Annotated in this window: 2 protein-coding genes; both read left to right on the top strand. The window is 72.8% G+C overall.

Annotation, left to right across the window (positions count from 1 at the left end):
- A partial coding sequence (locus tag IE257_RS37470; RefSeq protein WP_189974565.1) for a non-ribosomal peptide synthetase occupies positions 1–7,471 on the top strand: 7,471 nt, incomplete at its 5' end.
- Positions 7,471–12,079, top strand: a 4,609-nt coding sequence (locus IE257_RS37465; RefSeq protein WP_189974563.1) for a non-ribosomal peptide synthetase, incomplete at its 3' end; no start/stop codon positions are given. The genes IE257_RS37470 and IE257_RS37465, both read left to right, overlap by 1 nt.

Here is a 12,079-nt window from a genome sequence, read left to right as displayed (position 1 = left end):
GCAGCGGCGTTTCTTCGAGGTGTTCGACGGTGTCGAGCTGCACAACCTCTACGGTCCGACAGAGGCGTCGGTCGATGTGACGGCCTGGCAGTGCCGTCCGGAGCAGAGCACCGGGACGGTACCGATCGGTGCCCCGGTCGCCAACACCCGCCTGTACGTGCTGGATGCAGGGCTGCGGCCGGTTCCCGTCGGTGTGGCGGGTGAGTTGTATCTCGCGGGTGTGCAGCTGGCTCGTGGTTATGCGAACCGTCCCGGTCTGACGGCGGAGCGTTTCGTGGCTTCTCCGTACGGCACTGGTGAGCGTCTCTACCGCACGGGTGATGTGGTGCGGTGGAACGCGGACGGTCAGGTGGAGTACCTGGGGCGTGTGGACGAGCAGGTGAAGGTCCGTGGTTTCCGGATCGAGCCGGGTGAGGTCCAGGCCGTGGTCGCGGCCCATCCGCAGGTGGCGCAGGCGGCTGTGGTCGCCCGCGAGGACGTGTCGGGCGACAAGCGTCTGGTCGCCTACGTCGTCCCCGTCGGCGAGGGTTCCGTACAGGAGGAGGACGTCCGGGAGTTCGTCGCCGGCCGTCTTCCCGAGTACATGGTTCCGTCGGCGGTCGTCGTTCTGGACGCGCTGCCGTTGTCGGTGAACGGGAAGCTGGACCGCAAGGCCCTGCCCGCCCCCGAGTACACGGCCGGGTCCGGCCGCGGGCCGGCGAACGCACGCGAGGAGATCGTCTGCGCGGCCTTCGCCGAGGTGCTGGGCCTGGAGAGCGTCGGTGTCGACGACGACTTCTTCCGGCTCGGCGGCCACTCGCTGCTCGCCGTGCGCCTGATGGAGGTGCTGCGCGGGCACGGTGTGTCCACGTCGGTGAGGGAGTTCTTCCGTTCCCCGACCCCGGCCGCCCTCGCGGACTCGACCGGCGCCGCCCAGGTCGTGGTGCCGGAGAACCTGATCCCCGTCGACGCGACGGAGATCACGCCGGAGATGCTGCCGCTGGTCGACCTGACCGCCGACGAGGTCGCCCGGATCGTCGCGACCGTCGAGGGCGGCCCCGCGAACGTCGCGGACGTCTATCCCCTGGCCCCCCTCCAGGAGGGCCTGCTCTTCCACCACCTCCTCGCCGACGGCGGCGAGGACGCCTATGTGCTGCGTGCCGCAATGGAGTTCGACACGAAGGACCGGCTGGAGGCCTTCGTCGAGGCGCTCCAGCTGGTGGTGGACCGGCACGACATCTTCCGGACCTCGTTCGTCTGGGAGGGACTGCGCGAGCCGGTCCAGGTCGTCTGGCGCAAGGCCGTCCTGCCGGTGAACGAGGTGACCCTCGACCCGGCCACGACCGACCCGGCCGCCGACCTGCAGGCGATCGTCGGTTCCCTGATGGACCTCGGCCGGGCCCCGCTGATCGCGGTGGACTACGCACGGCTGCCGGGCGGCGGCTGGATGGCACTCGCCCGCATGCACCACACGGTGCGTGACCACACCGCGCTGGAGGTGGTGCTCAGCGAGGTGCGGACGATCGTGACCGGCCGGAGCGCGCAGCTGCCCGCCCCGATGCCCTTCCGCAACTTCGTCGCCCAGACCCGCGGCGGGGTGCCGCTCGTGGAGCACGAGCGGTACTTCGCCCGTCTGCTGGGGGACGTGACGGAGCCGACCGCGGCGTACGGACTGCTGAACGTGCGCGGCGACGGAGCCGACACCGTGCACGAAGTCACCTCATTCGGTGCCGACTTGAGCATTCGACTGCGCGAGGCCGCACGCCGCATCGGGACCAGCCCGGCGACGCTGCTGCACGTGGCGTGGGCGCGGGTGCTGGCCGCGGTCAGCGGCCGTGACGACGTGGTCTTCGGCACGGTGCTGTACGGCCGGATGAACGCCGGCGCGGGCGCCGACCGGGTGCCCGGACCCTTCATGAACACGCTTCCCGTACGTGTCCTGGCGGGCCGCCAGGGCGTGCTCGACGCCGTCACCGCCATGCGCAACCAGCTGGCCGAACTGCTCGAGCACGAGCACGCGCCGCTCGTGGCCGCGCAGCGGGCCAGTGGCCTCGTGGGTGACACCCCGCTGTTCACGTCCTTCCTCAACTACCGGCGCAACGAGGGTCAGAGCCCCGAAGAGCGTGCGGGCGCGGTGATGGAGGGGACCAGGCTGCTGCTCTCGCGGGAGCGCACCAACTACCCGCTCGTGATCCTGGTCGACGACAACGACGACGGGATCGAGGTCGCCGTGGACGCGGTGGCCCCGATCGACTCCCACACGGTCGGCGCCCAGGTCCGTACCGCCGTCGCGAGCCTCGTGACGGCCCTGGAGGCGGCGCTGGACGGCGGCCCCCAGACAGCGTTGAGCGCGGTCCGCGTGCTGGAGGACGACGAGCGGACCCGGCTGCTGACGGAGTGGAACGGTACGGCGGAGGAAGTGCCGGCCGACTCGGTCGCGGGTCTCTTCGGGGCGCAGGTCGCCCGTACGCCCGACGCCGCGGCGATCGTCGCCGACGGCGAGCGGGTGTCCTTCGCCGAGCTGGACGTCCGGGCCAACCGGATAGCCCACCACTTGGTCGCGCAGGGCATCGGAGCCGAATCCGTGGTCGGTCTCGCGCTGCCCCGCGGCGCCGAGATGATCACCGGGATGCTGGCCGTCTGGAAGGCGGGGGCGGGTTACCTCCCGCTCGACCCGGAACAGCCCGCCGATCGCACGGCGTTCATGATGAAGGACAGCAGTGTCACTCTGGTGCTCACCACAGAGGAGATCCTGGACGACCTGCCCGCGGGCCGGATCCGGACGGTGGCGCTCGACGGGACGCTGACGGCCATGCAGCTGGCGGCGGCGCCGTCCACCGCGCCCGAGGTGGTGACCGACCCCGCCGGCCTCGCCTACGTGATCTACACCTCCGGTTCGACCGGCAGGCCGAAGGGCGTGGCCGTCACCCACGGCGCGCTGACCAACTACGTCTCCACGGTCCCCCCGCGCATCGGGTTCACCGGGGCGGGCAGCCGGTACGCGCTGCTCCAGGCCCAGGTGACCGACCTCGGGAACACCGTCCTCTTCGCGAGCCTGGTGACGGGCGGAGAGCTGCACATCCTTCAGGAGGGTGCGGTGACCGATCCGGCCGCGGTCTCCGCGTACCTGGCCGAGCACGCCATCGACCACCTCAAGGTCGTCCCCTCCCACCTCGCGGCGCTGAGCGCCGTGGCCGGTCCCACGGACGTCCTCCCGGCGAAGTCCCTCGTACTCGGCGGTGAGGCGGCGGCCCCCGGCTGGGTGCGCGAGCTGGTCGCCGGAGCCGGCGACCGCGCCGTCCACAACCACTACGGCCCGACCGAGACCACCATCGGCGTCGCCACCACCCGGCTCACCGCCGAGCTGGTCGCCGACGGCGAGGTCCCGATCGGACGGCCTGTCGGCAACACCCGGGTCTTCGTCCTGGACGACCGGCTGGAACCGGTCCCGGTGGGCGTGGCCGGAGGTCTCTACGTCGCGGGCGCGCAGCTGGCCCGCGGCTACGTCCGCCGGGCGGGCCAGACGGCCGAGCGGTTCGTCGCCAACCCGTACGAGTCCGGTGGCCGGATGTACCGCACCGGCGACCTGGCGAAGTGGACCACCGACGGCCGGCTGGTCTTCCTGGGGCGCGCCGACGAGCAGGTGAAGATCCGCGGATACCGCATCGAACCCGGTGAGGTCCAGGCGGCCGTCGCCGCGCACCCGCTGGTCGCCCAGGCCGCGGTCGTCGCGCGCCAGGACGCCCTCGGCGACACCTCCCTGGTCGCCTACGCAGTGCCCGGCGACGGTGCGGAGACCGAGGGATTCGCCGCGCAGATCCGGCAGTTCACCGCGGAGCGGCTGCCGGAGCACCTGGTGCCGTCCGCGGTGGTCGTCATGGACGCGCTGCCGCTGTCGGGCAACGGCAAGCTGGACCGCAAGGCGCTCCCGGCGCCGGACTTCGTGGGTCTGGCCGGTTCCGGCCGGGGCCCGGCGGACGCCCGCGAGGAGATCGTCTGCGCGGCCTTCGCCGAGGTGCTGGGGCTGGAGCGGGTCGGGGTCGAGGACGACTTCTTCGAGCTGGGCGGCCACTCGCTGGTGGCGGTGCGGCTGGTGGAGATCCTGCGGGTGCAGGGCGTCTCCGTATCGGTCCGCACCCTGTTCGACAACCCGACCCCTGCCGGTGTGGCGGCCTCCGTCGGCGCCGTGCGGATCGAGGCCCCGGCCAACCGGATCCCCCTCGGCGCGACGGAGATCACCCCGGAGATGCTCTCCATGGTGGACCTCTCGGAGCAGGAGATCGCCAAGGTGGTCGCGAGCGTCCCCGGCGGCGCGGCCAACGTGGCGGACGTCTATCCGCTGGCCCCGCTGCAGGAAGGCCTGCTCTTCCACCACATGCTGGCCGACGGGGGCGAGGACGCCTACGTGATGCCGGCGGTGCTCGAATTCGACTCCCGCGCACGTCTGGACGCGTTCTCCCGGGCCGTGAACGAGGTGGTGAACCGGCACGACATCTACCGGACCTCGTACGTCTGGCAGGGCCTGCGCGAGCCGGTCCAGGTGGTGCTGCGGCACGCGGAGCTCCCCGTCACCGAGGTCACCCTGGACCCCGCGAGCCCCGACCCGGTGGCCGAGCTGGTCGACCTGGGCGGCCACTCCATGGACCTGTCCAGCCCCCCGCTGATCACCCTGCACACCGCCGCCCTCCCCGGCAGCGGCGGCAAGTGGCTGGCCCTGATCCGGGCCCACCACATGGTGCGCGACCACACGGCCCTGGTCGTCCTGCTGACGGAGGTCCAGGCCTTCGTCACCGGACACGAGGCCGACCTGCCCGAGCCGTTGCCGTACCGCAACTTCGTCGCACAGGCCCGCGGCGGGGTGCCACAGTCCGAGCACGCCCGGTACTTCGAGCGCCTGCTGGGCGACATCGAGGAGCCGACGGCCCCGTTCGGCCTGGTCGACGTGCGCGGCGACGGCGCCGCCCTGGTCCGCAGCCGGGTCGCCCCGGCGCCGGAAGTGGACGTCCGGCTGCGCGAAGTCGCCCGCCGCCTGGGCACGAGCCCCGCGACGCTGCTGCACGTGGTGTGGGCACGGGTGCTCTCGGCCGTGTCCCACGGGCAGGACGTCGTGTTCGGCACCGTCCTGTCCGGCCGGATGAACGCCGGCGAGGGCGCCGACCGGATCCCCGGCCCCTTCATCAACACCCTCCCGGTGCGGGTGAACCACGACGGCCCGGGCGTGGTGGCCGCGGTCTCCGCGATGCGGAGCCAACTGGCGGAGCTGCTGGAACACGAGCACGCCCCGCTGGTGGTCGCCCAGCGCGCCAGCCGGGTGGCGGGCGGCAGCCCGCTGTTCACCACCTTCCTCAACTACCGGCGCAACGCCGGACAGAACCTGGACGAGCGCTGGGACGGCGAACTCCTCGGCACCCGTCTGGTGTTCGCCCGGGAACGCACCAACTTCCCGCTGGCGCTGATGGTCGACGACAACGGTGTGGACATCGACCTGTCCATCGACGCGGTGGCCCCGGCCGACGGCGTCGCGGTGGGCGAGCTCGTCCGTACCGCCGCCGCCAACCTCGTCACGGCGCTGGAGGCGGCCCTGGAGGGCGGCCCCGACGTGCCGCTGGGCGCGGTCGAGGTCCTGGGCGAGGAGGAGCGGCGCCGGATCCTCGGCGAGTGGAACACCACGGGCCGGGACCTGGCCGCGGCCACGGTGCCGGAGCTGTTCGCGGCCCAGGTGGCGCGGACGCCCGAGGCCGTGGCGGTGGTCGCGGGCGGCGGGAGCCTGACCTACGCGGAGCTGGACGCGCGGGCCAACCGGCTGGCGCGGCTGCTGACGGGCCGCGGCGTGGGACCGGAGTCGGTCGTGGCGGTGGCCCTGCCGCGCGGCGCCGACCTGGTGGTCTCGCTGCTCGCGGTGGTGAAGGCGGGCGGCGCATACCTCCCGGTGGACCTGTCGTACCCGGCGGACCGGATCGCCCACATGCTGCGGGACTCCTCGGCGACGCTCGTACTGACGGACGGCGCGGCCGGCGTCGGAGCCGGGGACCTGCCCCGGCTCGCGCCGTGGGAAGCGGACGAGGAATCGGCCGGCCTCTCCGGCGCCCCGCTGGGGACCGGAGAACGCAGCGCCGAGCCCGGCCCCGACCACACGGCCTACGTCGTCTACACATCCGGTTCGACCGGCCTGCCCAAGGGCACGGCCGTACCGCACCGGGCGGTCGACCGACTGGTGCGCCGCAACGGGTTCCTGGAACCGGGTCCCGGGAACGTGGTGGCCCAGCTGGCGTCCGCCTCGTTCGACGCGGCCACCTTCGAGATCTGGGGCGCGCTGCTGAACGGGGCGACCCTGGCGGTTCCGGCACCCGGCGCCCTGTCGGTCGCCGAGGTCGGCACCTTCCTGCGCGAGCACGGCGTGGACACCCTCTGGCTCACGGCGGGCCTGTTCCACGAGGTGGTCGACCAGGACGTGTCCGTGCTCGCGGGCGTGCGACGACTACTGGCGGGCGGTGACGCGCTGTCGGTGGCCCACTGCCGCCGACTGCTCGCCGCACTGCCTTCGCTCCGGCTGTTCAACGGCTACGGACCGACCGAGAACACCACCTTCACCGCAGTCCACGAGGTGCTCGCGGCGGAACTGGGCGAGGACGCCGGATCGGTGCCGATCGGCACGCCGGTCGCCGACACCCGGGTGTACGTGCTGGACGCCGGGCTGCGGCCGGTGCCGGTCGGCGTGGAGGGAGACCTCTACACCACGGGCGCGGGCCTCGCCCGCGGCTACGGCGGACAGCCCGCCCTGACCGCGGAGCGGTTCGTGGCCTGCCCGTTCGAACCGGGCGCACGGATGTACCGCACGGGGGACCGGGCGAGCTGGACCGCGCAGGGACGGCTCCTCTTCGCGGGCCGCACGGACCACCAGGTCAAGATCCGCGGCTTCCGCGTGGAGCCGGGCGAGGTCGAGAGCGTGGTGGCCTCGCACCCGCTGGTGGTGCAGGCCGCCGTCATCGCCCGGGAGGACACTCCCGGACAGGTCCGGCTGGTGGCCTACGCCGTCGCCGACCACGACGCACCGAATGAACTCCCTTCCGTCATCCAGGGGTTCCTGGCCGATCGACTGCCGGAGTACCTGGTCCCCGCGGCGACCGTGGTGCTCGACGCCCTGCCGCTGACCGCCAACGGGAAGCTCGACCGCAAGGCCCTGCCGGCACCTGAGTACCGGGTGGGCGAGGGCCGCGGACCGGCCGACAGCCGCGAGGCGGCCGTCAGCGATCTGTTCCGCGAGGTCCTCGGCCTCGACAAGGTCGGGATGGACGACGACTTCTTCGCCCTGGGAGGGCACTCCCTGCTCGCCACCCGCCTGGTGACCCGGGTACGGGAAGTCCTGGGAGTCGAAATACCGCTGCGGGCCGTGTTCGAGGCCCGGACCGTCGCAGGTCTGGCCCGGCGGGTCGGAACCGAGAAGTCAACCAGGCCGGCCCTTCGGCCGATGCGCAACCACGAGGAGTCCTGATGGTTCCCCTGTCCTTCGCCCAGCGCCGACTCTGGTTCATCGGGCAGTTGGACGGCCCGAACGCCAGGTACAACCTTCCGGTCGTGCTTCGCCTCTCGGGCCGGCCCGACCGAAAGGCCCTCGACACGGCACTCCGGGACGTGATCGGCCGCCACGAGGTGCTGCGCACCCTGTACGCGGTCACCGACGGCGAGCCCCACCAGAGCATCGTCAAGCTCGACGAGCTGGAGTGGGAGCTGACCACGGCCGAGGTGGCCCCGGCGCACCTGGACGCCGCGGTCGCCGCCGCGGCCGCGTACGCCTTCGACCTGTCACAGGAGGTCCCGATCCGGGCCTGGCTGTACACGACCGGCCCCGACGCCCACACCCTGGTCCTGACCACCCACCACATCGCCGGTGACGGCTGGTCCATGCGGGTACTGGCCCGGGACCTGTCGACGGCCTACGCCGCCCGCACCACGGGCCGGGCACCCGAATGGGATCCGCTGCCCGTGCAGTACGCGGACTACGCGCTGTGGCAGCGCGAGCTGCTCGGCGACGAGAACGACCCGGAGAGCCGGATGGCCCGCCAGGTCGGGTTCTGGCGCGGTGCCCTGGCCGGCGTCCCGGACGAACTGCCGTTGCCGTTCGACCGTCCGCGCCCCACCGTCGGCTCCTACCGCGGACACCGGGTCCCCCTCGAGGTGCCCGCCGAGCTGCACGCACGACTGGCCCGGCTGGCGCTGGCCGAGGGACTGACCCCGTTCATGGTGCTGCGCAGCGCCCTGGCGGTGCTGCTCTCCCGGCTCGGGGCCGGTACGGACATCCCGATCGGCTCGGCGGTGGCCGGGCGCGCCGACTCGGCGCTGGACGACCTGGTCGGCTTCTTCGTCAACACCCTGGCCATCCGCCACGACCTGTCGGGCGACCCCAGCTTCCGGGACCTGCTGGCCCGGGGGCAGGAGCGGGCCCTGTCGGCCTTCGAGCACCAGGACGTGCCGTTCGAGAAGCTGGTGGAGGACCTCGCCCCCGGCCGCTCCATGGCGCGCCACCCGCTGTTCCAGGTCATGTTCAACCTGCAGAACAACGCCGCCGCCGTCCTCGACCTGCCCGGGCTGCGGGTGGAAGTGGCCACGACCGACGTCCACGGCGCGAAGTTCGACCTCGAGGTCGACTGCTGGGAGACCTTCGACACGACGGGCCTGCCCGCCGGTGTGCACGGATCGCTGACGGTGGCCGCCGACCTGTTCGACGCCGACTCGGCCGGGCTGCTCGCCGAGCGCCTGGTGCGGGTGCTGGACCAGCTCGTCGCCGACCCGTCGGCACCGGTCGCCGCGGTCGAGGTGCTCGACGCCGCCGAGCGGGATCGACTGCTCGTGGAGTGGGGCGGCGCGACGCCGGCCGCACCCTCGGCGCCGCTGCCGGAACTGTTCGCGGCGCAGGTGGCCCGCGCACCGGAGGCGGTCGCGGTCGTCTCCGACGGCGTGGAGGTGTCGTACGCGGAGCTGGACGCGCGGGCGAACCGGCTGGCGCGTCACCTCGCCGACTCCGGCGTGGGCCCGGGCTCCGTGGTGGGCGTGTGCCTGGAACGCGGGGCCGAACTGGTCGTGGCACTGCTGGCGGTGACGAAGACCGGCGGTGCATACCTCCCGCTGGACCCGGAGTACCCGGCGGAGCGGCTCGCGTACGTGCTGGAGGACGCCGCGCCGGTGGGCGTGGTGACCTCGGCGCAGCGCGCGCCGGTACTGCCCGCAGGCGTCGCACCCGTGCTGGTGTCGGACCCCGCCGTGGCGGCGCTGGACGACCGACCGCTGGAAGCGGTGGTGCGCTCCCAGGACGCCGCCTACGTGATCTACACGTCGGGGTCGACGGGGCGTCCGAAGGGTGTGGTGGTGTCGCACGGTGCGTTGTCGGCGCATTTGAGTGGTGTGGGTGAGCGGGTGCCGTTGGCGGCGGGGGACCGGCTGGTGGCGGTGACCACGGTGTCGTTCGACATCGCGGCGTTGGAGTTGTTCCTGCCGTTGGTGTCGGGTGCGTCGGTCGTGTTGGCTTCCCGTGACGAGGTGCGGGACCCGGCGGCGCTGACGCGGCTGGTCCTCACATCGGGCGCGAGCGTGCTCCAGGCGGTGCCGTCGTTGTGGCGGGCGCTGCTGGAGGAGGAGGGCTGGCCGGCCGGGGTGCGGGCGCTGGTGGGCGGTGAGGCACTGCCGCCGGAGCTGGCACAGCGCTTCACGGATCTCGGTGTCCGGGCGGTGAACCTGTACGGTCCGACCGAGGCGACGGTGTGGGCGACGTCGGCGGAGGTCGCCGGTGGTCCGGTGCTGGTCGGGCGGCCGTTCGCCGATGTGGGCGCGTATGTGCTGGATGGCCGGATGCGGCCGGTACCGGCGGGTGTCTCGGGCGAACTGTATTTGTACGGTGCCCAGTTGGCTCGGGGTTATGCGGGTCGTCCGGGGTTGACGGCGGAGCGGTTCGTGGCTTCTCCGTTCGGTGGGGCCGGTGAGCGGTTGTACCGTACGGGCGATCTCGCGCGGTGGACGGGCGACGGGCGTCTGGAGTGCCTGGGTCGGGCCGATGAGCAGGTCAAGGTCCGCGGCTTCCGCATCGAACCCGGCGAGGTCGAGGCCGCACTGTCCGAGCACGAATCGGTGGCCCGGGCCGTGGTCATCGCCCGCGAGGACGTGCCCGGCGACGTCCGTCTGGTGGCCTACGTGGTGGCCCACGACGGGCACACCGTGAACGCGGCGGACCTGCGCACACTGGCGGGGACGCGACTGCCCTCGTACATGGTCCCGTCCGCCGTGGTGGTGCTGGACGAGCTGCCGCTCACGGACAACGGGAAGCTGAACCGGAAGGCACTGCCCGCCCCGGAGTACACGACCGGCGCCGGCCGTGGTCCGGCCACGCTCCAGGAGGAGCTGCTGTGCGGCGTGTTCGCGCAGGTGCTCGACGTGGAGCACGTGGGCGTGGACGAGGACTTCTTCGCGCTCGGCGGTCACTCCCTGCTCGCCACCCGGCTGGTCAGCCGGATCCGCGCGGTGCTCGGCACCGAGATCTCGCTGCGGGCACTGTTCGAGACGCCCACGGTGGCGGGCCTCGCGTCCCGGCTGGCCGACGCGGACACGGCGCGCGTGGCACTCGTGGCCGGGGAACGTCCCGAGCGGGTACCGCTGTCGTACGCGCAGCGCCGCATGTGGTTCATCGGGCAGCTCGAAGGCCCCAGCCCCACCTACAACATCCCGGTCTCCCTGCGCCTGCGGGGTGCCGTCGACCAGCAGGCCCTGAACGCCGCGTTCTGCGACGTCCTGGCCCGCCACGAGCTGCTGCGCACCGTGTTCACGACCGCCGAGGACGGGGAGCCGTACCAGCGGATCATCGCGGCCGGGGAGCTGGAGGCGGAGCTCTCGGTGGTCCACGTGGCTCCGGAGGATCTGGACGACGCCGTGGCCGGTGCCGCGCGCCACCTCTTCGACCTGGCCACCGAGATCCCGATCCGGGCCCGGCTCTTCACCACCGCCGCGGACGAGCACGTCCTGGCCGTGGTGGTCCACCACATCGCGGGCGACGGCTGGTCGTGGGCCCCGCTGGCGCGGGACCTGTCGGCGGCCTACGCTGCGCGCTCCGCGGGCCTGGCGCCCGAATGGGCCCCGCTCCCGGTCCAGTACGCCGACTACGCCCTGTGGCAGCGCGAACTGCTGGGCGACGGCGATGATCCCGAAAGCCTGATGTCGCGCCAGGTCGCCTACTGGCGTGCACGGTTGGCCGGAGCGCCGGAGGAACTCGCACTGCCGGTGGACCGGGTGCGCCCGGCAATGGCATCGAACCGCGGTCACGAGGTGCCCGTCCGGGTTCCGGCTCCGCTGCACGCCGCGTTGACGCGGGTGGCGCGGGCCGAGGGCGTGACGATGTCCATGGTCCTGCAGTCGGCGCTGGTGGTCCTGCTGTCGCGGCTCGGCGCGGGTGTGGACGTACCGATCGGCTCGGCGAACGCGGGGCGCACCGACACGTCGCTCGAGGACCTCGTCGGGTTCTTCGTGAACGCCCTGGTCACCAGGGCGGACCTGTCGGGCGACCCCAGCTTCCGTGAAGTGCTGGGACGGGTACGCGAGACCAACCTGTCCGCGTTCGAGAACCAGGACGTGCCGTTCGAGAAGCTGGTCGAGGAGCTGGCCCCGGCGCGTGTGATGGGGCGCCATCCGCTGATCCAGACGATGTTCACGATGCAGAACAACGCGCGGGCCGTACTGGACCTGCCGGGTGCGGTCGCCGGTACGGACCCGGACGGGGTGGCCGCGGAGACCGCCACCGCTGCCGCGGCGCGGTTCGATCTGGACGTCCTGCTGGGCGAGGTGTTCGACGCTTCCGGTGCTCCCGCGGGAGTGTCCGGATCGGTGATCGGCGCGGCGGACCTCTTCGAGGCGGAGAGCGTCGGGCGGATCGCGGAGCGCCTGGTGCGCGTACTGGAGCTGGTGGGCGCCGACCCGGGGATCCCGCTGAGCGGGGTGGACGTGCTGTCCGCCGAGGAGCGTGGTCGGGTCGTGACGGAGTGGAACGCGACGGGGGCCGATTTCGGTTCGGGTTTGGTGCCGGGGTTGTTCGGGGCGCGGGTGGTGGGGGCTCCGGATGCGG

The sequence above is a fragment of the Streptomyces avidinii genome (assembly GCF_014650695.1).
In the GTDB taxonomy this organism is placed as follows: domain Bacteria; phylum Actinomycetota; class Actinomycetes; order Streptomycetales; family Streptomycetaceae; genus Streptomyces; species Streptomyces avidinii.
This window is presented reverse-complemented; position numbering and strand designations above follow the sequence as displayed.